Source organism: Dehalococcoidia bacterium (assembly GCA_041653995.1).
GTDB lineage: Bacteria > Chloroflexota > Dehalococcoidia > GIF9 > UBA5629 > CAIMUM01.
This window is the reverse complement of record JBAZEK010000001.1, coordinates 107,248-133,574: the sequence shown is the minus strand read 5'-3', so window position 1 is coordinate 133,574 and position 26,327 is coordinate 107,248. Positions and strand designations below refer to the sequence as shown.

General features: G+C 53.0%; 25 protein-coding genes. 8 read left to right on the top strand and 17 right to left on the bottom strand.

Translation table 11 applies throughout. The features are described 5' to 3' along the window. Positions 1 to 44 precede the first annotated feature (44 nt). A complete protein-coding gene (gene rpmB, locus WC359_00660; GenBank protein MFA5398948.1) occupies positions 45 to 233 on the top strand; it encodes a 50S ribosomal protein L28 in 189 nt (62 codons plus the stop codon). Here rpmB and rpe read toward each other — a convergent pair. From rpe to holA, 14 genes are all read right to left on the bottom strand, one after another. Beyond that, complete coding sequence (rpe, locus tag WC359_00655) at positions 230 to 898, bottom strand: ribulose-phosphate 3-epimerase (GenBank protein MFA5398947.1); 669 nt, start codon at positions 896 to 898, stop codon at positions 230 to 232. The two genes, rpmB and rpe, sit on opposite strands and share 4 nt — an antisense overlap. Next, a complete protein-coding gene (gene argH / locus WC359_00650) occupies positions 885 to 2,279 on the bottom strand; it encodes an argininosuccinate lyase (protein ID MFA5398946.1) in 1,395 nt (464 codons plus the stop codon). The genes rpe and argH overlap by 14 nt, the downstream gene beginning before the upstream one ends. 17 nt (positions 2,280 to 2,296) lie before the next feature. Next, positions 2,297 to 3,556, bottom strand: coding sequence for an argininosuccinate synthase (locus tag WC359_00645; GenBank protein MFA5398945.1), 1,260 nt, complete (start codon positions 3,554 to 3,556; stop codon positions 2,297 to 2,299). Positions 3,557 to 3,558: 2 nt separating this feature from the next. Next, complete coding sequence (locus tag WC359_00640; protein ID MFA5398944.1) at positions 3,559 to 4,707, bottom strand: acetylornithine transaminase; 1,149 nt, start codon at positions 4,705 to 4,707, stop codon at positions 3,559 to 3,561. A gap of 31 nt (positions 4,708 to 4,738) precedes the next feature. Then, positions 4,739 to 5,533 (bottom strand): acetylglutamate kinase, encoded by a 795-nt coding sequence (gene argB, locus WC359_00635; protein MFA5398943.1) that lies wholly within the window; start codon positions 5,531 to 5,533, stop codon positions 4,739 to 4,741. A gap of 18 nt (positions 5,534 to 5,551) precedes the next feature. Next, the gene (gene argJ / locus WC359_00630; GenBank protein MFA5398942.1) at positions 5,552 to 6,757 is read right to left on the bottom strand and encodes a bifunctional glutamate N-acetyltransferase/amino-acid acetyltransferase ArgJ; all 1,206 of its coding nucleotides are present in this window, start codon (positions 6,755 to 6,757) and stop codon (positions 5,552 to 5,554) included. 76 nt (positions 6,758 to 6,833) lie between these two features. Beyond that, positions 6,834 to 9,416, bottom strand: a complete 2,583-nt coding sequence (mutS, locus tag WC359_00625) for a DNA mismatch repair protein MutS (protein MFA5398941.1) — start codon at positions 9,414 to 9,416, stop codon at positions 6,834 to 6,836. Continuing rightward, positions 9,413 to 11,542 (bottom strand): alpha-amylase/4-alpha-glucanotransferase domain-containing protein, encoded by a 2,130-nt coding sequence (locus WC359_00620; protein MFA5398940.1) that lies wholly within the window; start codon positions 11,540 to 11,542, stop codon positions 9,413 to 9,415. The genes mutS and WC359_00620 overlap by 4 nt, the downstream gene beginning before the upstream one ends. Positions 11,543 to 11,558: 16 nt before the next feature. Continuing rightward, positions 11,559 to 11,780 (bottom strand): PRC-barrel domain-containing protein, encoded by a 222-nt coding sequence (locus WC359_00615; GenBank protein ID MFA5398939.1) that lies wholly within the window; start codon positions 11,778 to 11,780, stop codon positions 11,559 to 11,561. 35 nt (positions 11,781 to 11,815) lie between these two features. After that, a complete protein-coding gene (locus WC359_00610; protein MFA5398938.1) occupies positions 11,816 to 13,123 on the bottom strand; it encodes a hypothetical protein in 1,308 nt (435 codons plus the stop codon). Further along, the gene (locus WC359_00605; protein ID MFA5398937.1) at positions 13,120 to 14,103 is read right to left on the bottom strand and encodes an ROK family protein; all 984 of its coding nucleotides are present in this window, start codon (positions 14,101 to 14,103) and stop codon (positions 13,120 to 13,122) included. Before WC359_00605 ends, WC359_00610 begins: the two co-directional genes overlap by 4 nt. Continuing rightward, entirely contained in the window at positions 14,090 to 15,520 is a 1,431-nt protein-coding gene (locus tag WC359_00600; GenBank protein MFA5398936.1) for a glycogen/starch synthase, read from the bottom strand. The genes WC359_00605 and WC359_00600 overlap by 14 nt, the downstream gene beginning before the upstream one ends. A gap of 56 nt (positions 15,521 to 15,576) precedes the next feature. Further along, positions 15,577 to 16,875 carry a glucose-1-phosphate adenylyltransferase gene (gene glgC, locus WC359_00595; GenBank protein ID MFA5398935.1) on the bottom strand — a complete coding sequence of 433 codons (1,299 nt, stop codon included), beginning with the start codon at positions 16,873 to 16,875 and terminating at the stop codon, positions 15,577 to 15,579. Positions 16,876 to 16,988: 113 nt separating this feature from the next. Beyond that, on the bottom strand, positions 16,989 to 17,990 hold the full coding sequence (gene holA / locus WC359_00590) for a DNA polymerase III subunit delta (protein MFA5398934.1): 1,002 nt from the start codon (positions 17,988 to 17,990) through the stop codon (positions 16,989 to 16,991). Positions 17,991 to 18,102: 112 nt separating this feature from the next. On the opposite strand from holA, the gene WC359_00585 reads away from it, so the two are divergent. From WC359_00585 to purS, 7 genes are all read left to right on the top strand, one after another. Further along, entirely contained in the window at positions 18,103 to 18,333 is a 231-nt protein-coding gene (locus WC359_00585) for a PRC-barrel domain-containing protein (protein ID MFA5398933.1), read from the top strand. Positions 18,334 to 18,607: 274 nt separating this feature from the next. Further along, a complete protein-coding gene (locus WC359_00580) occupies positions 18,608 to 18,868 on the top strand; it encodes a hypothetical protein (protein ID MFA5398932.1) in 261 nt (86 codons plus the stop codon). Positions 18,869 to 18,988: 120 nt separating this feature from the next. Further along, positions 18,989 to 20,254 (top strand): phosphoribosylamine--glycine ligase, encoded by a 1,266-nt coding sequence (gene purD, locus WC359_00575; GenBank protein ID MFA5398931.1) that lies wholly within the window; start codon positions 18,989 to 18,991, stop codon positions 20,252 to 20,254. Further along, positions 20,254 to 20,712, top strand: a complete 459-nt coding sequence (purE, locus tag WC359_00570) for a 5-(carboxyamino)imidazole ribonucleotide mutase (GenBank protein ID MFA5398930.1) — start codon at positions 20,254 to 20,256, stop codon at positions 20,710 to 20,712. The genes purD and purE overlap by 1 nt, the downstream gene beginning before the upstream one ends. 11 nt (positions 20,713 to 20,723) lie before the next feature. Then, entirely contained in the window at positions 20,724 to 22,046 is a 1,323-nt protein-coding gene (gene purB / locus WC359_00565) for an adenylosuccinate lyase (protein MFA5398929.1), read from the top strand. Positions 22,047 to 22,062: 16 nt separating this feature from the next. Then, entirely contained in the window at positions 22,063 to 22,968 is a 906-nt protein-coding gene (locus WC359_00560) for a phosphoribosylaminoimidazolesuccinocarboxamide synthase (protein MFA5398928.1), read from the top strand. Beyond that, on the top strand, positions 22,955 to 23,212 hold the full coding sequence (gene purS / locus WC359_00555) for a phosphoribosylformylglycinamidine synthase subunit PurS (protein ID MFA5398927.1): 258 nt from the start codon (positions 22,955 to 22,957) through the stop codon (positions 23,210 to 23,212). Before WC359_00560 ends, purS begins: the two co-directional genes overlap by 14 nt. A gap of 3 nt (positions 23,213 to 23,215) precedes the next feature. Here the strand turns inward: purS and WC359_00550 are convergent, their stop codons facing one another. The 3 genes from WC359_00550 to WC359_00540 all read right to left on the bottom strand — a co-directional run bounded on the left by WC359_00550 (position 23,216) and on the right by WC359_00540 (position 26,236). Next, positions 23,216 to 24,124, bottom strand: a complete 909-nt coding sequence (locus tag WC359_00550) for a hypothetical protein (protein ID MFA5398926.1) — start codon at positions 24,122 to 24,124, stop codon at positions 23,216 to 23,218. Between the two features lie 90 nt (positions 24,125 to 24,214). Beyond that, the gene (locus tag WC359_00545; GenBank protein ID MFA5398925.1) at positions 24,215 to 25,387 is read right to left on the bottom strand and encodes a hypothetical protein; all 1,173 of its coding nucleotides are present in this window, start codon (positions 25,385 to 25,387) and stop codon (positions 24,215 to 24,217) included. Between the two features lie 66 nt (positions 25,388 to 25,453). Next, on the bottom strand, positions 25,454 to 26,236 hold the full coding sequence (locus tag WC359_00540) for an NAD-dependent deacylase (protein ID MFA5398924.1): 783 nt from the start codon (positions 26,234 to 26,236) through the stop codon (positions 25,454 to 25,456). Between the last annotated feature and the right edge of the window lie 91 nt (positions 26,237 to 26,327).

Here is a 26,327-nt window from a genome sequence, read left to right as displayed (position 1 = left end):
CATTCTTACTCGGAATTCGTAAAGTATCGGAAAGAGGTTATAAATTGGCTATCAAATGTGATATCTGCGGAAAAACGCTGCGGTTCGGCAACAGGATCAGCCACTCTAAACAGCATACCAGGCGGACATGGCTTCCCAACGTCCAGCCCACTACATTCAACATCAACGGGACCGCCGTCCGGCTCAACCTGTGTACCAGGTGCATCAGGACCAGAAACAAAGTCGCCCGCTAACATACAGAATTCCTCAGCTCTTTTATCGCTGCGCCTATACCCAAGCTTGAATTAAGAATGGCGGAACCGGCCACCAGGACATCCGCACCAGCGCTTACAGCGACAGGGGCCGTCTTAGTGGTTATCCCGCCATCAACCTCAAGCTCGGCACTGGATTTTCTATTATAGAGTATTTGCCTCAGCCTGACTATTTTATCGGCCATTCCCGCGATGAACTTCTGCCCGCCGAAACCCGGATTAACTGTCATCAACAGCAATAAGTCGGCCAGGGGCAAGACCTCGTCCAGCGAGGATAGTGGCGTGGCCGGATTGAGCGAGATGCCCGCTTTTATCCCCAGCTTCTTGATGCTGTTAAGTGTGCCATCCAGGTGAGGGCATGCTTCCACATGCACCGTCAGGATATCGGCGCCCGCCCCGGCGAACTTCTCAATAAATAACTCGGGCTTGTCAATCATAAGGTGGACATCCAGCGGAACATCCGTGATTCTGCGCAGCGATTCAACCACCGGCAGGCCGATGGATATATTGGGTACGAAATGGCCGTCCATGACGTCCACGTGTATGTAATCCACGCCTGCGGCGGCTGCCTCGCGTACCTGCTCTCCCAGACGGCCGAAATCCGCAGAAAGGATGGAAAGGGCTATTTTAACTTTATTCTTTTTCATATCCCCTGACGACGTCTCTGGCTCTTTCTATGCTCTTTTTCACCTCGGCGGTGGCCGTGCCGCCCTGTGAGGACCTCGCTTCGACGGATTTATGCAGGGAGATGGCCAGCACATCCTTCTCGAAAAGCTTCGAGAATCCCCTGTATTCCCTGATATCCAGTTCGTTCAAATCCCTGTTATTATCAACGGCATATGAGACCACCCTGCTTACGACGTCGTGCGCCTCGCGGAACGACAGGCCCTTGTTTACCAGGTAATCCGCCATGTCGGTGGCCAGGATATAGCTCTGCATGGAATACTTCATCCTGGCAGAGTTGATCTTGATGGAAGAAACCAGACCTGCCAGAACATCCAAACTTGAGATGAGCGTGTCCACCGTATCGAAAAAACTCTCTTTATCCTCCTGCAGGTCACGGTTGTAGGCCAGCGGCAGGCCCTTCATTACGGTCAGCATTGATACCAGATGTCCGTATACGCGGCCGGTTTTCCCTCTGGCAAGCTCAGCCGCATCCGGATTTTTCTTCTGCGGCATGATGCTGCTGCTGGTTGCATAGGAGTCGCCGACTTCAATGAATCCGAACTCGGCCGTGGACCAGATAATGATCTCCTCAGCCATCCTCGAGAGGTGCATCATGGCAATGGCGGCGGCAGACTCGAACTCTATAATGAAATCGCGGTCGGAGACTGCGTCGATGCTGTTGGCGCTGACATCATCGAATCCCAGCTTGCCCGCAACGAACTCCCTGTCCACAGGGTAGGGAAGACCGGCCAGCGCGCCGCTGCCCAGCGGCATAATATTGATGCGGCTGAGGCAGCTTTCAAATCTCTGTATATCACGGCTGAACATCTGGAAATAAGCCATGACGTAATGAGAGAAAAGCACCGGCTGGGCCTGCTGCAGGTGGGTATATCCCGGCATGATCACCTTGATGTTTCTCTCGGCGATATCCACAAGCTGCGAATTAAACCTTTGCAGGGCCCCGATCACTTTCCTGGCTGACTCCCGGGCATAAAGCCGCATATCGAGAGCCACCTGGTCGTTGCGCGATCTGGCCGTATGCAGCTTTCCTGCGGTATCGCCGATCAGTTCGAAGAGCCGGCTCTCGATGTTCATGTGGATATCTTCCAGCTCGAGTTTGAATTGGAAACGTCCGCTTTCTATCTCCTTCAGGATGGAATGCAGCCCGTCCCGTATCTTTGTGTAATCGCTTTTGGCTATGATCTTCTGCCGCGCCAGCATTTCGGCGTGCGCCAAGCTGCCTTCGATATCATGCCTGTACAGCCGCCAGTCATAAAGAATCGAAGCCAGATAATGCTGGACAGCTTCATTAATATCCTCTTTAAACCTGCCCCGTAACCTTGCCTCTTTTTTAACTCCCATCCTTCTCCCGCCGTACTTTATTTATTCTTCTTACTTTTCTTGCTCCTCTTGCCGCTCTTGGGCGGAGCTAATCCTATGACCTGTGCCTGCGCCTGTATCTTGAGCGGTAGGCCCCAGATGCGGATAAAGCTCGCCGAATCGCTCTGGTCGAACAGATCGCCACGGTCATAGGTTGCCAGCTGGAAGCTGTAAAGCGAGTAAGGCGATTTGCGCCCGACGATGACGCAATTGCCCTTGTGCATTTTGACCCTGACTGTCCCAGATACATACCTCTGAGAGCTGTCGATGTAGGCATCCAGGTCTTCCCTGTGATTGGAAAACCATAGGCCGTTGTATATTAGGTCCGAGTATTCCTGGGCTACCCGCTCCTTGTATCTCAGCTGGTGTCTGGTCAGAGTCATAGCTTCAAGCGCGAGGTGGGATTTTAAAATGACCAGGGCAGCCGGGGCCTCGTAGTTTTCCCTGGACTTAATGCCCACCAGACGGCTCTCCATGTGGTCGATCCTGCCTATGCCGTTTCGCCCGGCCATCACGTTGAGCTTTTCGATCAGGGGCAACCCATCCATCTTCCTGCCGTTAAGGCTGACGGGTACGCCCTCTTCAAAGCCGATCTCAACATATTCGGCCCTGTCCGGCGCGTCCGCCGGGGACTTGGTCCATTCGTATATATCCTCGGGCGGCTCCGTCCAGGGGTTTTCGAGTATACCGCATTCGATGCTGCGGCCCCACGGGTTCTCATCGATGGAGTATGGACGGTTTACCTTGACCGGCACGGGTATCTTGTGCAGCTGGGCATATTCAATGGTCTCGTCCCTGGTCATGCCCCACTCGCGTGCGGGGGCTATGATCCTGAGGTCGGGCCCCAGCGCCAGCACGCTGACGTCAAAGCGAACCTGGTCGTTGCCCTTTCCGGTCGATCCGTGCGCGACAGCGGTAGCGCCCTCCATGTGCGCCAGGTCCACCAGCAGCTTGGCCATGAGGGGGCGGCCCAGCGCCGTGGCCAGTGGATATTGTCCCTCATACAGCGCATCGGCTTTAACGGCCTTGAAGACGTAATCGTCAATAAACTCGTCCCTGGCATCAACAGCGAATGATTTCACCGCCCCCAGCTTTAAGGCCTTCTGCCTGATACCCTCCACATCTTTGACGCCTCCGATATTAACACAAAGCGTTATAACGTCCATCTTGTAGTTGTCTGCCAGCCACTTGATGGCCACAGATGTGTCCAATCCGCCGCTGTAGGCCAGGACAACCTTTTCCTTTGCTTTTTTCGCCATTTCTATTGCCTCTCTTTCAGTACTTTGCCGAGCACGTCCAACGCCCTGTCGATCTCTTTTTCCGTGACGATGAGCGGTGGAATAAAGCGTATCGTGTCGGCTTTCACTTTATTTACGATCAGGCCTTTTTCCAGGCAGGCCAGCACTATCGGCTCTGCTATTTCTGCATTGAACTGCAAGGCCACAAGCAAACCTTTTCCTCTGACCTCTTTAATAATCTTATAGTCGGCGGCCAGGGACTTAAGGCCGGCGCGAAGGTATTCACCCATACGCTGGACATGGCCGGCCAGATTCTTCTGTATTATGTAGCTGAGCACATCCAAGGCCGTTGCGCACACGAGGGGATTGCCGCCGAAGGTAGTGCCATGTTCGCCGATCTTGAAAACGCAGGCGCGCTCCTTGGCCAGGAAAGCTCCGATGGGAACACCCCCACCCAGACCCTTGGCCAGCGTCATGATATCGGGCTCCGCTCCGTACTGTTGATATGCGTATAGCGTGCCGGTGCGGGCGATGCCGGTCTGTACCTCGTCCAGGATGAGCAACAGTCCCTTTTCATCGCACCAGGCCCTTACTTTCTTCAGGTAATCGTCGGACGGAAGGTTGACCCCACCCTCACCCTGTATCGGCTCGAGCATTACCGCGCAGGTCTGTTTATTGGTGGCTGCTTTGATGGCCTCCAGGTCGTTGTAATCCACATTGACAAAACCTGTAGGCAGTGGAGTATAAGGCTCCTGAAACTGGTTCTGGCCTGTGGCAGCCGTAGTTGCCAGCGTCCTTCCATGGAACGACTCGTGCGTGGTTATTATCTCGTAGGCGCCGTCCAGCTTCAGCTTGCCATAGCGGCGCGCCAGCTTGATGGCGCCCTCGTTCGCCTCCGCTCCGCTATTGCAGATAAAGACGCGGTCGAGGCAGCTTGTCTTAACCAGCAGGTCAGCCAGCTGCAGCTGCGGGACTGTGTAATACATGTTGGACATTTGTATCAGCGTTTTAGCCTGGCGTGTCAGCGCATTAACCACAACAGGGTGGCAGTGTCCCAGACTGGTCACCGCGATGCCGGCCACGAAGTCAAGGTATTCCTTGCCTCTATCATCCCAGACCTTCATTCCTTTGCCGCGTACAATAGTGATGGGCCAGCGTTTGGCCAGCTGCATATAAACCTTCTTTTCCAGTTCCTGCCAGTTATTATTTTTGGTTGACAATTGTTGTACCTTTTCCTTTTCCTTCGATTTCGTCTATCAGCGCATGTTCGACCCGCCCGTCTATTATGCGCGTAAGCGATACCTTGCGGGCGGCGATCACGCCCGCTTCGAGCTTGGCCGCCATCCCGCCGGAGGCGGTCCCGCTCTCGATCATATTCCTGGCCTTGCCTACATCGATATGAGTTATCACCTGCCTGGAATCATCGTATATCCCCGGCACGTCGGTCAAAAAGATCAGCTTCCGTGCGTCCAGCGCAGCAGCGATCTGGGCGGCGATAGTATCGCCGTTGACATTCAGCAGGTTGTTATCATCTCTGTCGCCGGCCTGGGCATTGATACAGACGGGTGCTATCACCGGCATGTAGCCGCTGTTGAGCAGCACTTTCAGCAGCCGTGAGTTCACCGTCAGTTCTTCGGCAGTCAATCCCAACTCGCGGTTCTTATTTTTCCCTGTAACAATGGCGCCGTCGGCGCCGCTGATACCCACAGCTTTCCCCCCCCTCCGGCTGATCTCGGATACCAGTTCCTTATTGATCAGTCCCGCCAGCACAGCCGTGACCACCTTCAGCGTGTCCTCATCCGTCACGCGTAAGCCCTGCACAAAGCGCGTTGAGATATGCAGCCTGCTCAGCCAGTCCGTAACAGCATTGCCTCCGCCGTGTACAACGACCACGGGGACCTTTTTTTTCTGGAGCGTAACAAGGTCTTCCAGCGTGGTATCGTTCTGGCCCAGAGTGCTGCCGCCGATCTTAACCACAATGATTTTCGATCTTAACATATGCAATCAAGGGACAGGTCAGGTAGTATAATCGCTATTTATAGTAACATACTCCTGAGATAGATCGCATCCCCACGCGACTGCACTTCCCGTGCCGATATTCAGGCAGACTCTGATCGTAACCTCATCGGCCTTCATACGACGGCTGAGTTTATTCTTCTCAAAGGGCAGCGGGTTGCCCCCGCGCATGACCTGTTCACCCTGCAGGTAAACATCCAGCGCCCCTTCGTCCATGTCAGCTCCGCTGCGGCCCAGAACAGCCACGACACGGCCCCAGTTGGGATCGTTGCCGTGCACGGCCGATTTAACCAGCGCTGATGCGGCGATCAACCTGGCCACCTTCCTCGCCTGGGATCTGCTCTTTGCTCTTTCTATGCACACCTCGATCAGCCTGGTGGCGCCCTCCCCGTCCGCAGCGATGCTGCAGGCCAGGTAACGGCATACCCTGCTCAGGGCATGTTTGAACATTCTGCCATTTTCAGCCGTGATCAAATCGTTATCGGCCTTGCCGTTGGCTATAATCGATACCATGTCATTGGTGCTGGTATCTCCGTCTACAGTTATCATATTAAAGCTGTCCTCAACGGCGGCTCTCAGCGCTTTGGCCAGAAATACACGATCGATCCTTGCGTCGGTGGTCAGAAAACTCAACAGCGTGGCCATATCCGGATGGATCATGCCCGCGCCCTTGGCTATACCGCCGATAGTATAATGCCCGTTCTGCTCCATGACCCTGACGGCGATCTCCTTGGGACGGGTATCCGTGGTCATGATGGCCCGGGCCAGTTTATGTCCCCCGCTCTTAATCAACTCGATTTTGCCGATGCCATTCTGTATCCTGTCCATGGGCATGATATTGCCGATAACTCCTGTGCTGGCCACCATGACCTGATCGGCCCTGATACCCAGTTTTTTCGCAGCCAGGGCAGCCATTTCGGCGGCATCGCGCAATCCCCCGTCACCTGTGCAGGCATTGGCACAACCCGAATTCACTACCACGGCGCGCGCCCTGCCTTTTTCATTATTCTTCATACTGAGAATAATGGGGGCCGCTTTTACTTTGCTGCGGGTGAAGACCGCGGCGGAAACCGCCGGCGCTTCGGAATAAAGCAAACCCAGATCGAGGCGGCCCTTGTATTTGATTGCAGCCTCCACAGCACCGGCTAAAAAACCCTGCGGCGATGTGACTGTGCCCTGTTTGATATCCTCTGTTTTCTCTTTCATGGGGTTAAGACTATAGCACTTTTCTACTGATACCGCTATTTTCCGGCCGAGCGCCTTGCCTTTTGATCAATTATCGCTATTTATCAAGCTCCGTTTTTTTCTTCAGCTCATACAGTTTGTTAATAGCCTCAATGGGCGACATCGAATCTATATCGAGATCCTTCAGTTCGCTTTCAATTTCGGATGACCGCCCGAATATGGATAGCTGTAGCGACTGAGCATCAGTCGACTCCCTGCCTGTACCGTTCCTGCGCGAGGCCTGGTCCTCTTCCAGTTGCTGTAATATCTGCTCTGCACGTCGTATGACGGCTTTGGGCAAGCCGGCAAGTTGAGCCACGTGTATGCCATAGCTGCGGTCGGCGCCCCCGGGAATGACTTTGCGCAGGAATATGACCTTCCCACCCTCCTCAGCCACGGCCATGTTGTAGTTTTTCACCCGCGGCAGGCTGGCAGCCAGCTCCACCAACTCATGATAGTGAGTGGCAAAAAGCGTCCTGGCCCTCAATTTAGCATTATTGTGTATATATTCGATGGTGGCCCAGGCGATGGAAAGACCGTCATAGGTGCTGGTGCCCCTCCCGACTTCATCGAGTATCAGCAGCGACCTGGTTGTCGCATTATTGAGAATGTTGGCCGCCTCGATCATCTCGACCATGAATGTCGATTGCCCCGCCGCTATATCTTCCTGTGCTCCGATGCGTGTAAAGATGCGGTCGACCAGCCCGATCACGACCTCATCAGCCGGTACATAGCTCCCGGTCTGAGCCATTAAAACGATCAGCGCCACCTGCTTGAGATAGGTCGACTTGCCCGCCATGTTGGGGCCGGTTAATACGATCAACTGGTTATCTCTATTGGAAAGCGACGTATCGTTGGGAATAAATACGCCGCTGCCCAAAGCCCTCTCCACGACCGGATGCCGGCCGCCCCTGATCGTGATGGAATCCCCGTCATTCAGCTCAGGCTTTACGTATTTGTTGCGCACAGCCAGCTCTGCCAGGCTGGAATATACGTCCACCTTCGCCAGCGCATTGCCCGATTCCAGGATCCTTTCACCCCTGTCGGCAATCTGACCGCACACCTGACTGAAAATAGACTTCTCAAGCTCGATCATCCTCTCCTGTGCATTGAGTATGCGTGACTCGTATTCCTTGAGCTGCGGGGTGTAGAAACGTTCCCCGTTGGCCAGAGTTTGTTTGCGGATATAGTCCGAGGGCACCGACCCCAGGTTCGATTGCGATACCTCTATGTAATAGCCGAAAACCCGGTTATAGCCCAGCTTGAGCGACTTGATACCGGTGCGCTCCTTTTCCTGTTTCTCCAGCCCGGCCAGATACTGCCGCGCATCGGACGCCATGGACCTGATCCTGTCAAGCTCCTCTGAAAAGCCTTTTCGGATAACGCCACCGTGATCGAAGTTTGAGGCAAGGTTGTCGGCGATGGAGTTGGAGACCAGTTCGACTACGTCCGGACAGGGTTTAAGTCCATCGCTGAGATAGGAAGGCGGACCATTTTCATCCAGCGAAACCTGTATCGAAGCCAGTTTCTCCAGTCCGGACTTGAGCGCCACCAGTTCCCTGGGCAGGGCGCTGCCACCGCGCACTCTATTGATGATGCGTTCGATATCGGGCATGTCGGACAAAAGGGAGATAATTGTGCCGCGCAGAATGGCGTTATTGACGAACCATCCGATGGACTGCTGCCGTTGATCGAGAGCCCCAAGATCGAGCAGCGGCTGGCCGATGTATTTTTTCAGCAGGCGGCCGCCCATGGATGTTTTAGTCATATCGATAACCGACAGCAGGGATCCCTGGGCAGCGCCCCAGCGCAAGCTGCTGTACAATTCCAGATTGCGTATGGTCTGCATATCCAGCGTCATGAAGGACGCCGTGGAATAGGTCGACAGATGGGTGAGCAGACCCAGGGCTGCTTTCTGGTTGTCCTTCAGATAAGCGACAACGGCGCCAGCCGCACCTACTGCCAGCGGTAGATGTTCGCAGCCGTAACCTTCCAGGGACGAGGCGGAGAACAGATCCAGCAGTGATTGAGCGGCACTCTCCCGCTCAAAGAAATACGCTTCTACCTCGGTTACATTGCGGAAAGCACTGATTTCAACGTATCCTGATGATTTCGGCACAATGAGCTCGGCCGGATTTAACCTGGCCAACTCGTCCGCAGCCCGGTCGCGGTCCACCTGAGTTACGGCAAACTCGCCGGTGGTGATATCCGCAAAGGCGATGCCGGCCTGGTCCTTATGCATCAGTACGCTGACCAGATAGTTATTGCTTTTCTCCGCCAGCAGGCCGGGCTCGATCAGCGTGCCCGGTGTGACCACCCGGATCACATCGCGCTCAACCAGGCCCTTGCCCGGTGGTGTCAATTGCTCACAGATAGCCACCTTGTAGCCGCGGCTTATCAAACGCGCCAGGTAGTTCTCCAGGGCATGGTGAGGTATTCCCGCCAGCGGAACTTTTACACCCTTGCCCATCTCCCGCGAGGTGAGCACGATCTCAAGCTCACGTGAGGTGATCCCGGCGTCCTCGTCGAATGTCTCATAAAAATCGCCCAGCCGGAAGAAGACAATGGCGCCGGGATATTTCTGCTTGATGCGCAGGTACTGCTTCCTCAACGGTGTGTGGGGCGTCTCTGCGGCCGTCATTCTGTCACCCGCCAGATGTAGTTATAGGAAGCCGTACGTCCCGGCTCCAGGGTCAAAGGCAGCAGCATCACCACACAACTGCACTGATAGACTTTCTCCAGGCCGGCCTCGGAATTGGATATACTCTCCACGGGATAGCGCCAGATAGTCAACGGCCGGTCGATCTCCAGCTCAAGCTCGAATCCCAGATAGCGGTTGCCCATGATAAGCCGGTCCACGTCCGCTATCTCTCCGCTGGAATCAAGATGGGCGTCTGCGATTTCTCTGCCTTCTATACGATAATAGGCTGCCTCGTTCCGGCCTCCCCCCAGTAGATTGATGTTCCATTCACCTGCAAAGAGCGTATCTATTGAGATATCGCCCGTGTTTTCAAATCTGTAATCGATTCTCAGGCTGCCATCGTTACGCTCAAGGGTGATGTTTTTACTCAGCATCAAGCCGCACGTGTTATGATAAGAAAGCACAGCGCCCTCACGCTCCAGTTCTATTTTCAGACTATTGATTTCCGGGACAACCCGGCAAAGGTAAGGTTGTCCGGCGAAATCACCCCTGTCATCAAAGATATTCTTACGATAATCCATCATTTTTACCTGACTGTCCAGGAAGCGATCCATCAGGCTCGAGCGCGGCAACCTGTCATAGATCAGCCAGTCCGCGACATCGCTGTCCTTGATCTTCACGCCATCGTGAATGCTGCGGACGCTGCTGCCATCCTGATATTTCTGACGTGCGTTCTCACCAGCAGTCAGGGCACTGTGATAGGCCTCGGGTTTGCGCGATACCGTGCTGAGCGCATTATAGGCGTACCGGCGAATGTCCCATTCAAATATGCTGCCGCCCTCAGCGGGGCAGAGGTACAGGTTAAGGTCCCCACCTTCTATTATTATCTCTTCACGTCCGTCACCGTCGAAATCAACCTGTTGCCAGCGGTATCGCTGATCGACATCGGTCAATACGGCATCCGCGCAGTTCTCCGCCTTGATTAAATTGGTGAAGGCCATCGCCCTTATGTCCGGCAGATAGATACCTCCGAATACGCCGTGCCAGTACGGACAATTGCATTGCGCTTTCCAGAGGTATTCTATCCCGCAATCAGTCCCATCCACGGCCAGCGCCTGGTGGACCCTGGAGCTGACTGCAAGCATCTTCTTCTGCATACGGTTTATCTCCGGGTACTTGACCAGGAAATTTCGCCAGTAGCCGCTGAACAGATTATTCAACTCCCTGTCTCCGGACGGCCGGCGCTTCAGCTCCGTATACTGCTCAGATACGTCAGCGGGCAGCGACCATTCCAGCATCTCGTCATAGGATGAGCACGGCAGATATACACAGCCTGCAGGGTCATGCCTTTGTGCGTAATCACCGAGTTTGATCGTGGACAGCCACTCTCCATTATTTTCGATAGCTGTGAAGAACTCATCAACCCAGCCCGCTTCCCAGCAAAGCTTTGCGGTCTGCGGCCAGACGCCGAATTTCTCGCCGTCATCACCCAGCACTGCAATCTTTTCCCCGCTTTCCGATGCGTTCTCTTTCAAATACGCGATAACGTCGCCCACATTATGCCAGGGTATGGCGTAACGCAGGTGCTTGCTGATGGGAAAGACCTTGATATACCTGCCCTGCTCCTCGGTTGTGAAATAGCCTAACAGATCCTTTTCAGCCCTGCCCACCATTTTAAAGGCCGTATCGTCCACCAGCGTCCAATCTATCCCCGACTCCGCAAGGACCATAGCCAGTGAGGGCTCCCAGACGCGTTCGGCCAGCCACAGGCCGCGCGGCAGGCAACCGAACTGCTGTTGTATGTACTCGCTCATCCTGGCTATCTGCCCGCTCTTATCGGCATCAGGTATCATGCAAAGGATCGGCTCGTAGTATCCCCCACCCATTATTTCCACCTGCCCGCAGGAGATTAACTTTGCCAGCAGTCCTAAGAATTCGGGATGCTGCTCGGAGATCCAGTCCAGCAGACATCCGCTGTAATGCAGTGAAACGCTGATAGAAGGGTGGCGTTCCAGCGCCTCGAGCATGGGCAAATATGCCTGCCGGTAAGAATCTTCAAAAACCCATGAGAAATTGCCGAGAGGCTGATGGTTGTGTATGGCCAGGCCCAGATATATCCGCTTCAAATATGCACCCTTGTGCTCAGACCTTGTGCGCTTTGTCTATGGATACTTTTAGCACGACCTTGTCGCCGACCTTGTCGATATCGCCCGTCAGCAGCGTCCTGGTCCGCATAAATCCCGTCGAGACAACGATGCCCGTCACGTTCCACTTAACCGTGTCTACCTCGACATCCTTCACGCGTCCGACGATGCGCGCGCCGGAGTCGATAACCTCTTTTCCGACAATCTCCCGGGACATCATTTCATTAACCCTCCATAAGCGATGGCAGGCTATATTTACACCTGATCCATGAAAAGGTAATCAGTGATTCGGTCAAATACGTGTCTGGCCGCCATTGCACTGTAATTAATCTCCCGCTTTGCCTGCTGGCTGCATCCGCTCAGCGATACGGCTTTTACTGCGTTTAACAGGGCTTCCCGTTGCTGTACCAGGCCTTTATCTATCATGTTGATGTTCCACATAGGCTTTCTGCTGGCCCACCAGAACTGACAGCTGTGCAGCGCGCAATCGAGCGCATTTCTGGCCAGTCCGGCATACTCAAGACTGTCTGGATTGTCCCCCACCTCCACCGCTTTATGCACCGCCCGTATAGTCAGGTCCAGATGTTCCCACTGCATCTTATGCACCGGATTGTTCCTGTCCTGCCAGAGCGGATAGTAGTTACCCGCCTCGATATCGCCGGCGGATGTGCTCCAGGATGAGGGCCGCGGGCTGATCTTCTGCCCCGCAGGAAAAAGATCGAGCAACTGGCTTATCGTAACAATCCTGATCTCATCGGCGTCCTGGGACCTCTCGTACTCGAATAGCTTGCGGTGTTGTTCGGCCAGCGGCTTCTGTTCGAGCATTACAGCCTGGCTGTCCTCGGCCGGCACCAGTGTCTCATATACCTGGGATAAGAATAGCCTGTCCCAGTGCTGTATATGGTGGCCGAACGTTTCCGCATCCATAGCCGTTATCACGTAGATATCTCCTTCGCCCTGGCGCAGTTGTTTTAAATGCTGGATAAATCCTTTGCCGTCCACATCTTTGAAGCTGATTTTGTTGCTCAGGATATCGTCGCGGAAAAACACCGCCAGCGACTGGCCGGCGTAATCGATGCGGTGGATGACATCCATGGGCCAGCCCACCGGGCAGGCGATACCGCTGACTATAATCCATTCGTGATACGCAGCGCTGACAGGCCCGGCGATATCCCTGGAGTAACACATCTCCGGGGGGAAAAACCCTCTCGGCTGATAGGCTTGGCCCAGATACTCGCTATTTGTCGTTTGGTTAAGCATGATCTGCCGGGCCATCTCATCTTCGGGTATGAGGGGCAATATGGGATGGTATTTCCCAGAGCCTGTAAACTCGATCTGACCCCTCTCGGCCAGCTTGCGCATTTCGCTCAGCACATCGCCGTACCCGTACAGGCCGAGCATCTCGCTGAGAACACCGTTGATGTTGAACGTAGCTCTGGCCCGGGGGAATTCGTCAAATACCTCCAGCACGGGTCGGTAAGACTCGTTGGCCACCTTCATTAATATGGAGGGAGTCTGAGTCGGCGGTTGATAAAAATGGAAAAGAGGCGCCCAATAAATCATACTTTCGCCCTCATCATATCACGCGCATATAATGCAGCGCCGGTGAGCTCCGCATCCACACCCAACTGGGACCTGACCAGATGCACTGTCCGGGCAGGCAGCTCGATAGAGTTAGCCGTCATTGACTTCCTGGTCGGCCTTAAAATCATCTCCCCCATTTTTGATACTCCGCCACCGATTATAATCATCTGCGGATTCATCAGGTTCACAAGATTGGCCACCCCGATGCCGAGATAGCCGGCTGATTCCTCGATTACAGCCCGAGCCAGCGCATCACCTTTGCGAGCCGCCTCAGCAACTACCTGTGCAGTAACATCGCCTACTTTATCATGGGCCAGCCCGGGCATGCTGCTCTGCTCGCCCCGACGCAATCTTTTTTGTGCCAGCTTGGCAATTGCCGTGCCTGAAGCCATGGCTTCAAAGCATCCGCGCTTGCCGCATTTGCAGACCGGTCCACCGATCTTGATAATCATGTGCCCGATCTCGGCAGCGCTGCCGTCCGTGCCCTGATACAGTTCGCCGTCGACAATCATGCCTCCACCAATGCCGGTGCTGACGGTTATATATATCAGGTTATTCAATCCACGTCCGGCGCCCAGCCGGTGTTCAGCCAGCGCAGCAGCGTTGGCATCGTTCAACACAAAAAGAGGACCGCCCAGAGATTCAAGCAACCTATCTCTGAGAGGAATATTTTGCCAGTGAGGAATATTGGGCGAATCGGCGACAATCCCCCTGTTTATGTCTATCGCCCCCGCAGCAGCAATCCCAATGCACCCCACCTGGTTTCTTTTCAGTCCTGCCTTTTCAATTACCTGGACTATCGTCGACTCAATCCTTTTTATCACCCTGGCCGGACCTTCGCTGCCAAGGGTGAGACAGTATATCCTCGACAGCATTGCGCCGTCTCTATCAAATACGGCAGCGATTATCTTTGTGCCGCCGATATCCACTGCGACAACAGGTGATTCAGAGCGGACCATCTGTCTTCAATCCCAGCGCCCTTTTGTAAAGCGCCTGATAACGTTGGGCCGATGCCTGCCAGCTGAAATCCAATTCCATGACGCGTCTTATTGTCCTTTGCCAGGCTGTTTTGTTACTGAACGCCTCCGCCGCCTTTTTTAGTGTAAAAGCCAGCGCTTTCGCGGAGTACTCCGAGAAGACAAACCCCGTTCCCTGTTTGAGATCGCCGCTCAGATTGCGCACCGTATCGGCCAGTCCCCCGGTATTGCGCACTACCGGCAATGTCCCGTAGCGCATGGCGATCATCTGGCCCAGGCCGCACGGTTCCCAAAGCGAGGGCATGAGGAAAAGGTCCGATCCCGCGTAAACAAGGTGCGCCCTGGCATTATCGTAGGCAATATATGCCCTCACATTGTCCGGATACTTTGATTCAAGCTGCAGCAGCGACTCTTCGTAATACTCTTTTCCGCGTCCCAGGAAAATGAACCTTGCTCCTGTCGATTTTATTACTTCAGGAACGGCATTAATGATGATGTCCATGCCTTTTTGTTCATCCAGCCTGGAGACCATACCCACCAGCGGAGCCTCAGGCCGCGGTTTCCAGCCGGCCGTCGTCAGCAGTTTAAGCTTGTTCACCGCCTTGCTGGTGGTATCCTCGCTGTTATAGGTGGCCTCGATCAACGCATCACTCGCCGGATTATATTCATCATATCCCACACCATTGATGATGCCGAAAAGGCTGCTCTTGCGAAACTCGATGAACGCCTGCATGCCGCAGCCATATTCGGCGGTAAGTATCTCCCGTGCAAAATTCTCACTGACTGTATTTACTACATGAGACCAGAGTATACCCTGCACAATTAAATTCCAGGGTAAATCGGTCAGGCCGGCCACCTGCCCGAACCAGTACTGGTCTATACCGGATCTATGTAAGATGCGGTCATCGAAATTGCCCTGATACCTTAAATTATGTATGGTGAATACCGTACGGCAATCAGACCGGCCTGTCCTCAGCAGTAGAGGGAGCAAGGCAGTGTGCCAGTCGTGGCAGTGGACTATTTCGGGCTTCCAACCCAGGTAGGGCAGCGACTGGTTGACACAGTCGCAGAAGGTCCAGAATTTTTCGACCTCATCGCCGCCGTAAACAGTTTCGGACCTGGAAAAAACATCACTGGACAACAGGTAGACCGGAACCTCGTCGACGAAGATCTGCTCCAGCACGATCGTTCTGTATTCCTTAAGAGAGAATACTATAAGGTCGCGGATTACAGTCACAGCTTTATAGGAAGAATAGTCCACGAAGCCGTATTTGGGCACTATCACGCGGACCTGGTGTCCCAGCTTAATCAGCTCCGCCGGCAGGGACCTGACAACATCCGCCAGGCCTCCCACTTTGGTCAGAGGGGCTATTTCCGAAGCTGCAAAAAGTATCTTCATGATTAACAGTCCCGGTTTGGATATGCTTAAGCTTCAGTTATACGGAATCAGCTTGATCAGACCTGATATCTGCGAACGCTCTTACCCTTGATCGTTTCGCCGCTTTCAACCGTCTTGGAAGCGAAATCTGTGGCCTCCACCCAGGGCTCTATCTTGCAGTTTTTCCCGATTATTACATCGGCTGGTATCCTCGCACCTTTGCCGACCAGAGTAATGCCTGAATCCAGATGGTCGGGCTCCTCCTTGTTAGCAGTGAGATCGTCTCCGGCTCCCAGGTGGCACCCGCGGCTGACCCAGACCTGTTTATCGATAATACTCTTTTCAATAACAGCTCCGCGGCCGATGGTGGTATCTTCGAAGATGATTGAGTTCTTTACTATCGCTTCCTCCTCGATGAAAACGCGCGGTGATATGATTGATTCTATGACCGTACCGTTGACGATCGCCCCGTTACAGATGAGCGCCCTGTTGACCCGGGCGTGAGGCCCCAACTTGACGGGTGGGTATCCCTGCGTGATGGTCCTCACCTCATTTTCCGGATTATAAAGGTTCAGTTCCGGAAGGTCCACGATCAAGTCCATATTGGCCTGCCAGTATGCATCCACAGTTCCCACATCGCGCCAGTAACCGCGGAAACGGAATCCGAACACTTCGTATTTACTTATCAGGTTTGGCAGGATATCATGCCCGAAGTCATGGCCTTCCTGTTTGCTGGCCATCTCCTCCAGAGCATCTACCAGCACTTTTTTATTGAAGATATAGATGCCCATGGATGCCAGCCTGCTTTTGGTTGTTTTGGGCTTCTCCTCAAAATTGACGATGCGCTCATTGTGATCTATCGTAATAATGCCGAACCTTGAAGTATCTTCCTGAGGGACTTCATAGACCGCTACGGTCACATCGGCATGCCTGTTGCGATGAGAGGCCAGCATCTGGTCGTAACGCATGCTGTAGATGTGGTCCGCCGACAGGACAAGGATCTCGTCGACTCTCTGGTCGACTATATAGTAAAGGTTCTGATAAACAGCGTCAGCGGTCCCCTTATACCATGTCCTCTGTGAGCGGCTGAGAAAAGGCTGCAGCAGCACCACTCCTCCCATTTCACGGTCCATGTCCCAGGGCCTGCCTACGCCCACATGCCTGGCCAGCGACCTCGGATTAAACTGTGTCAAAACGGCTACATTATAAATGCCCGAGTTGGCGCAGTTGCTTAGCGTAAAGTCGATGATGCGGTATTTTCCACCGAAAGGGACAGCCGGCTTGGCACGCTCGTCGGCAAGGACGCTCAACCGCTCGCTCGCACCACCAGCCAGAACAATAGCTAAAACCCTACGCATATTCGATATCGCAACCATACCTCGACTCAATTTTAACTAAATGTCAGGTAATTGTCGATGGTTACGATTTACATTTTTAAAGGACTTACACCGTACAGCAGCGAAACGTCAGATTTTTCTCTTTTCGTATTTTATTTACACAACTCAATTACCAGTAGGTCAAGCGCCAGGTCGTCCTCGTATTTCCCCGTCTTGATCGCCACATCAGTATCCAGCAGCGAGTGAAACGCTTTGCGTAGTTTGGGTATGGTGAAGGACCTGGCCTGACGCAGGGTTTTCTCCAGTGGATATCTGGGATGAAGACCGAGGCTCTCACGGATCTCCTGCTGGTTGCTGTGACTCAATTCTTTAACCCTGAGGATGATCGCGAGTTGCCTCTCGATCATGGCTAAGATCTGCTGCGGCGCCGTCCCGTATTTAAGCATGCGGTGCAGCATAAGTTGCGCATCCTTGATTCTACCCTCCAGCACCGCATCGACAAGAGCGAAGATGCTTTCCTCCCGTGCAAAACTGGATATCTCTCTGACGTCATTGTCGTTTATTTCACGGGCCTCACAATAGGTAATCAGCTTATTAAGTTCACCGGTCAACGACCATAAATCCCCCCCGATATAGTCAGCCAGCAGAGCCACAGCGCTCGCCGAGATTTTTCCCTCGTTCTTAGCCGTATAATCTTTAATCCAGGCTGCCAACTCTTTGCCCTTTATCTCGTTCATCTGTAACACGCGATCCGCCGACGGCGCCAGCGATTTCAGAAGCTGGTTGACCGCTTTCGGATCGAGGTCGGCATCGAAAAGAACCAGTGTGGTTGTCTGGGGCATCATCTTGATATATTCGGATAAGCCCTGCCATTCTTTGAGTGCCTGCCCTACTTCCTCACCACCACTATTCGCCCTGGCCTGCCTGTCCCCCGGCTGGAAGCGCTTGAATAAACCTTCCACGATCACCAGCCTGCCGGAAGACATGAAAGGGACCACGCTGCATACATCATTCAGAGCCCTGATAGATAGTCTGCGTCCATCCAATACCGTGGTATTTACATCCACCATGTCCGGGCTGCCGATGCTCGCTTTTATCTCATTTAATGCCTGGTGGCACCTGTAACTGTCGTTACCATGTATTATGTAAAACATAATCCTCCCATAGCCTGCTGGATTTGATCACTCTTTCTTGTTGGTTCAGGTAATAATTGTATAATAAAGAACAAAAATTCAATACCGGTAAGTGTGGAAACGCGGAGGTAATATGCTCGTAAAGAAATTGCTGGGAAAAGAAGTTCTAGGTTCACGCGGCGATAAGATAGGCAAAATAGGCGACCTGGACATCGACATTGTTTCAGGAACCGTAAAGTATGCGGTTATAAACGCCGGCCTTAGAGACAAATACAAGATCAAGCTCGATGACATCGTAACGGTCGGAGATGCCGTCATCCTCAGGTTATCCGGCTCCGATCTGAAAAAATCAGTCAAGAAATAGCGAGCAAAGGCTGCCGGCGCGCCACTATTGGCCAGGATACCTGTAGATCCGCGCCTTGCCGCGCTCTGCGACGAGGAGCACATCGAGAGGTACAGCTCCGATGCAATAAATTCCCTGAGAGACAGACTGCTTAAAGCCATCCCGAGCAACGCCTGATACATTCTGTCCCTTGATTAAAAACGCCTGAAAATATATACTTTTTAGGCGATTTTGCCAAGCAATAAAGGCTATTTTCGCGTTGATACCCCATGTGGTTTAACTCCCGGAGGATACTATGGCATTTGAAGCTTTTGAAGAACAGGAGGAAGCAATCGAGAGTTCGATGGACCTCGAGATGATACGCGATGACCTGATCGCCGAGTTCAAATCAATCAACGAGTATGAAGCTCAGGTTGAGATGATCGAAAATGAAGATGCGGCTGACACCATCGAACAGATACTCGAAGACAAAAAGACTCATGTGGCAAGGCTTTTACACATACTGAGCTTGCTTGATCCTGTACAGGCTGAAAAATTGAATAAAGAGTTAAGGTAGTGAGAAAATGGCACACAAACCAAAGCTAAAGGCTGCTAAAAAGAACCGCGGTAAAACCAAAAGCAGCAAACGCAACATAGTCAAGAAGATAACTGCGTAGATTAAGGTGGAGACTCCGGTTTGAAGGTACTGGTTATCGGCAACGGGGCGCGTGAACATACCCTCGTATGGAAAATTGCCCGCAGCCCCCGCGTCGATGCGATATATGCCGTTCCGGGAAATGCCGGCACCGGTAAATTGGCCAGCAACCTGGCCATACCTTTAAACGATATATCCTCGATAGTTGAAAAGGCCCGCGAGCTCGGAATCGGACTCGCGGTAGTTGGCCCCGAAGCTCCTCTGGCGGCGGGGATCACAGACCTTTTCGACCAGGCCGGTATACCTGTTTTCGGCCCGTCCATGGCTGCTGCGCGCCTTGAATCAAGCAAATCTTTCGCCCGCGACATCATGCAAAGAAACAATGTGCCCTGTGCCGAAGGCCAGACCTTTACCAGCTTTAGCAAGGCCAAAAAGTATATTGAGACACATGATATGCCCATCGTTGTTAAGGCTGATGGATTGGCTGCCGGCAAGGGCGTAACCGTGGCAAAGAACCTTGCTGAAGCTATTGGTGCGCTCAATTCAATCATGAAAGACCGTGCCTTCGGATCAGCCGGAGACAAAGTGATTGTCGAGGAGTGTCTGCTCGGCAGAGAGGTAAGTCTGTTAGCCTTCAGCGACGGTGTAAACGTTGTCGCGATGGTGCCGGCCTGCGACTATAAGAGGGTTTTCGATGATGACCAGGGCCCCAATACCGGAGGAATGGGCAGCTACAGCCCACCCGGTTTTTTCAATCAGGATATGACCGACCGGGTACTTGAGGATATCATCCGACCCACTGTGTCCGCCATGGCTAAAGAAGGATCACCCTACAGGGGTGTCCTTTATACGGGGTTGATCATCACACAGCAGGGACCAAAAGTTCTGGAGTTCAACGCCCGCTTCGGCGATCCTGAAACACAGGTGATACTGCCGAGGCTGGAGTCCGATCTGGTAGAGATCATGCTGGCTGTGTTGGACGGCAGGCTGGACCGGATGAAGATCGACTGGAGCCGTGATGCATGCGTGGGCGTGGTCCTGGCATCGGGCGGATACCCAGGCAGCTACCGCACGGATCTCCCCATCAGCATATCCGACAGATTGGAAAAAGACATCAACATATTCTTTGCGGGAGCAGCAGAATGCAATGACGGCAAGATCGTTACCAGCGGGGGCCGGGTCTTAACGGTAACGGCTACAGGCCGTACTCTAAAAGAGGCCAGTGAGAAAGTATATCGCAATATACCGCATATCGATTTTAAGGGATGCCACTTCCGGCGGGACATTGCGGCGAGGGAGGTGAATTGATGGCGCTGGTTGGTATCGTGATAGGGAGCAAGACGGATGAGGAGTATATTCAGCCTGCTCTCGCTGTATTTAAGGAATTTAAAATCGAGTACGATATAGACATATTATCCGCACACCGCAAGCCGGACAGGGTGCGCCAGTATGCCCTTGAAGCAGGCTCTAAAGGTTACGAGGTCATAATTGCTGCCGCAGGCAGCGCAGCCCATCTGCCCGGAGTGATCGCTTCGTGGACAGCTTTACCTGTTATCGGGGTGCCTTTGCCTACCAGCGATCTGAAAGGTGTGGACTCACTCTATTCTATCGTACAAATGCCGGGTGGGGTCCCGGTTGCCTGCACAGGCATTGGCTCGGCCGGAGTTAAGAATGCAGCCCTGCTGGCCGTCCAGGTACTGGGGATTAAGTTCGAACAGATCAAAAGCTCTTTTGCAGAATACAAACGCAGGCTGGCTGAGGCGTAAGGCAGGTAGATATGATTGAACGCTATTCACGCCCGAAAATGAAAAAAATCTGGTCGGACAAAAATAAGTTCGACAAATGGCTGCAGGTTGAAATTGCCGTATGCGAAGCCTGGGCTGATGTCGGACGGATACCCAAATCGGCTCTGCAAAATATCAGTAAGGCCAGCGTCGATTTCGACCGCATGGCAGAGATACTCAAGGTCACCCATCACGACGTGACCGCCTTCCTGAACGCCGTGGGCGAAACGGTGGGAGAGGATTCGCGTTATATCCATCTCGGCCTGACCTCCTCGGATATAATAGACACAGCTCAGGCGCTGCAAATTCGCGAGGCTGTTGACCTGCTTTTAGAGGATATGGCCTCGCTTGTCACGGTGCTCGAGGACAGAGCTGTCTCCAACAAGGACACGATCATGATAGGTCGTACGCATGGAGTACACGCCGAGCCGATAACGTTCGGGCTGAAGATGGCTCTGTGGGCGCAGGAGATGAAACGAAACTATGCCAGGCTGGAAGAGGCCAAAAAAGTCATCATCGTGGGCAAGATATCCGGTGCTGTAGGTACATATGCCACTGTATCACCGGATATCGAGGCCAAAGCCTGCGCCGCTCTCGGGCTGGCCTGCGCGCCTATCTCGAATCAGGTGATCCAGCGTGATCGCCACGCCCAGCTTATAACCACGCTTGCCATCGCTGCGAGCTCTCTCGAAAGGTTTGCTACGGAGATCAGGTCCCTGCAAAGGACGGAGATCCTGGAGGCAGAGGAACCATTTGCCAAAGGCCAGACGGGCTCATCCGCCATGCCGCATAAACGTAATCCCGAGCTCTGCGAGAGAGTTTGCGGACTTTCACGCTTGATCAGGGGCTATTCCGTGACCGCACTTGAGAACATGGCGCTCTGGCATGAACGTGATATCAGCCATTCATCCAATGAGCGCGTGATCTTGCCTGACGCCTGCCTTGCCCTCGATTATATTTTAAGCCTGTTCACCGGCGTTATGAAGGGCTTGCAGGTCTATCCTGAAAATATGAAACGCAACCTCGAGATAACTCAGGGCCTGGTATTTTCACAGAATGTCATGCTCGCCCTGGTGAGCAAAGGTCTCAGCCGTCAGAAGGCCTATGAACTGACGCAGCGCAATGCCATGGAAGCATGGAAATCCAGGACTCCTTTCCTTAAATTGCTGAAATCAGATCCCGATGTTTCCAGCCGCCTGAATGCAAAGGAACTGGACGATTTATTTGATTACCGGCGCTTCCTCAAGCATATCGATACGGTGTTTGAGCGTTTGGGTTTGCTCAAGAAAACGCGTAAATCGCAGATAAAGAGATAGGAGTTGTATCTTGAACATGTTATTCGACAGCTCATTGAAATTACCCCTGTACGGAAAAGGCAAGGTCAGGGATACCTATCAGGTCGGGGACAAACTCCTGATAGTAGCCACCGATCGCATCTCCGCCTTCGATGTGGTACTTCCCAATGGCATACCGGATAAGGGGATAGTGCTTAATCAAGTATCGGCTTTCTGGTTCGGGAAAACCTATCATATCATACATAATCATATGGTTGAATCGATTGAGAGCCGCAGGGCGCTATCGAAATATTCCCCCTGGAAAAGACCGTTGCCCGAACTGCTGCTCGGCCGCTCGATGGCTGTTCTTAAGGCGGAGCGCTTGCCGGTGGAGTGTGTAGTCAGAGGGTATATTGCCGGTTCAGCCTGGGCAGAGTACAGCAAAAAAGGGACAATCAACGGGAGAAAAGCGCCCAAAGGTTTACGGGAAAGCCAGGAGCTGCCGGAAGCTATTTTTACACCCACTACCAAGGCGGCAATCGGCCATGACCTGCCCCTGTCTCCCAAAGGACTGGTCGATCTGGTAGGAGAGAGGACAGCCCGTAAGATCGAAGCCAAAAGCCTGGAGATCTACAGTTACGCGCGTTCATATGCCATGGAGCGCGGTATCATCATAGCCGATACTAAATTCGAGTTCGGTTTTCATGATAAGGAACTTATACTGATTGATGAAGTACTCACACCCGACTCAAGCCGGTTCTGGGATGCCGGCCAGTATGAGCCGGGGCAATCTCAGCCAAGCTTCGATAAGCAGCCGGTCAGGGATTGGCTGATTGCCTCGCGTTGGAACCGTAAAAAACCGGCGCCGGCCCTGCCCGCGGATGTTGTTGCAGCAACGACGGAACGTTATCAAGATGCATATACACTGCTGACCGGAAGGAAGTTTAAGAATGTATTTATCTAAAGTCTACATAACGCTAAAGCCGACCGTGAACGATCCGCAGGGATTAACCATCAAAGGCGCCCTTCATACCCTGGGTTTCAAAGATGTGGAAGAGGTCAGGGCCGGCAAATACATCGAGATAAAAATTGCAGCCGGGGACATGGAAAAAGCGCGGGCTGAACTACAGGATATGTGTAAAAAGCTGCTGGCCAATCCGGTTATCGAGAACTTCCGTTTTGATATCGAGGAGATGAAGCCCGGGTGAGATTCAGGGTACCTTGTATGTGATCCTTAATACGGCCCTGTCCAGGCAGATCATGTCAGCCACGCTGTCCCAGTTGGTGGAAGTGAAGAACCCCAGCCTGAACTGGCATCTCCCCTGATCGCTGGAAAGAAGCTTCTGTATCATATTATTTCCATGATCGTCCAGTGTAACATCAATCAGAAGCGGGTCCGTTCTCTGCACAGCCATCAGCTTCACGCTTCCCACGGCGGGCGCTGCGGACTCATAGGCCACTCTTCCCAGGCTGCCCATTGAGCCGTACTGATACTGATATATCTCGAGAGCGCCCATATTGCCCCAGGTGGCACCGCTGTAAGTAGGATTACCCACGATCGAGTATTCAGTTAAATCAAGAACCTCCCGGCCGATCTCTGCCGTAGGCGGCAGCGTCGTCAGATCAAAACTCAAGAACGCCCGGACGGCCTGGTTCGCGGGATTATCTCCCGCGCAGACAGCGCTTGAACGAGCATAATTCGCGCCGCTTTTAGTTAGCGATCCGCTCTCATTTGGTATTATATTCAATACGGCGGCCATCTCCATACCCTGCTGAACACTGAGCCCGCCCACAACTGTCACCGTAGCAGTCGCCGTGCTGCTTCCGACTGAATTCGATGCCGTAAGATTATAAATCGTAGTTGCGTACGGCATGATGGATCTCGTGCCGCTCAGGGGCACCGGTCCGATACCATTATCTATGCTGACCATCTGGGCGCCCGTCACAATCCAGCTCAGAACAGTGTTCTGCCCCTCGGTCACTATCGCTGGGTCAACCGCAAAGGTTGCCACGACAGGTTTGTCCGTCTCAGCCGTCGTCTGAGGAAAGGTACCGGGCAAATACAAGCACCCTGACAGTAATACAAAGACCAATAATAGAGTAATCATTAATTTCTTCATGGTGAGTCCTCCTGGGATGTAATTATCCCGGTTATAAAAAGGATAACGGAAAAGCTGAGTTAATGTTTAGCTGTCGCCGTCGCTTCGGCTTTACTCTGGAATCACGTAGCGGACAATCAATTTCGCATTGCCTGCGCTGATGTCAAGATAGTTAGCGCTGCTTTCACCGCTCTTAACAGTCGAATACAGCTGGGCTGTATAATCAGCACGGCTGTAATAATAGTATTTCTCGAACTGCAGACGGATCTGATAGCGGTCGCTGCCTGCATCGAGCTGCTTCTGTACAGTGGCAACGAAATCCGGTGAGGTGAACGGCGTGCTCGGCATCATAGTTGCCACATAATTGTAGTTCCAGCTGTAAAGGTATCCGGCGGGAACTATAACCATGTAATCACTTGGCCGCAAATTGCTGCCATACTGCTGATTATAAATATTAAGCGAGCCCTGCCACGGGAAGGGTGAGTTGACCACGACTGATTTCGAGATATCCAGATCCACACCCTTGATAATAGCGTTTCTTGGGATGGAAGATATATCGAAGCTCAGAAAGCCCTGCATCTGTATCTGCAAATCGTTCTGTCCGACCAAAACACCGTCCAGGACGACTTTGTCCTTTCTGACCGTGCCGTCCTCGGCAGCGACGGAATACAGGGTGGTAGTATACACGTGCAGAGGAGTTACCAGTACCCTGGTATTGGCCGTCATGGTCCCCTCATCATTCCTGGCAAAGATGGTATAAACGGTATCCGTATTAGGCTGAACCGACCGGCTGCCGGACATGGACACACCGCCGATATCGGGATCTATGCGCACCGTGCCGGATCCGCTCACGTCCCAGGTAAGTGTGGACCACTCCCCTTCCTTGATTTCAGGCGGCGTAGCCGTAAACAACTTGATGGCCATTTTTTCCGGGCCGCCGGAGATAAGCACGATTACGTTCGTACCAACCTCATTTGACCAGTTGCCGTAATTGTCCTGCGCCTTGAACCAGATCGTATGCTGCCCTGCCGTCAGTGAATCGGTCTCAAACGAGGCCAACTGGCTAAGATTCCCGTTAATACTTGAACGCCAGTTATAGCCTACTATCTGCCCTTCAGATGAAATGGCATGCCCGCTGAATTTGATCTTCTCGCCGACGTAAACCTGTGGCGAAGACACGGAATCGATATAAGCGAGAGGAGCCAATTTGGTATTAACCGCCGGTCTCGCACATCCTGCAACCAGTATTGCCAGCATCAGGATGGCTATAGCAGCCCTTTTCAAATCGACACCTCCATGCGTATGATATTTCTCACAATCTAACATTGTATTGCTGCCTTGTCAATAAACTCATTGATTGATTCTGGCTCTAACATAGTCCATCACCCTCCCCATGACTTCGCCGGCCTTACCTTCGACGCGTACAGCCGCCCTGGAATCCATGGGCGTGGACCCTATATTGATGATAACGATCTTTGCCCCTGCATTAAATGCATATTCAGGGATATAAGCCGCAGGGTATACCACCAGTGTGGATCCTATTACGATGCAGAGGTCGCACAGGTTTGCCCGGCGGGAGGCCTCGCTAAGAACAGCCTGCGGTAACATCTCTCCGAAATATACGGCGTCAGGTTTTAGTATGCCCTTGCACGCCTCGCACTCCGGCAACTCTTCATTTACAAGTCGCGATATTATCTCGTCCATAGGAAAGCGCTTGCGGCAGCCCAGGCAACGGACGTACTGCATGTTGCCGTGTAACTCGAATACCTTTTCATCAGGCACGCCGGCCATCTGATGGAGGTTATCGATATTCTGCGTCACAACACAGTCAAGCTTACCCAGCTTGTCCATGCCTGCTACGGCGAAATGAGCTGCGTTAGGCTTCACATTTTTAACCAGCCCTCCTTCAGCCAGGAGCTTCCATTGCATCTTTCTAACCTCCGGCCGGGCCACGAACCTCTGTATTGTGAAATCCTCCGGATCCAGCTTTGTCCATATGCCGTCCTCACCCCGGAAGTCAGGTATACCGGACTCGGTGCTGATCCCTGCCCCGCTGAAAACCAGGCATCGTTGCGAATTTACTATGAGTTCGGCTATCTTCCCGGCCTGTTTCTCGATATCGTCGCCTCCCATAATTCAAACTCCTCCGATATTACACTTCCTTGACTCGTGCCTTCTCGTTTATTATACATGGTTCAATCTCTTTGATATATTAATACGGGTT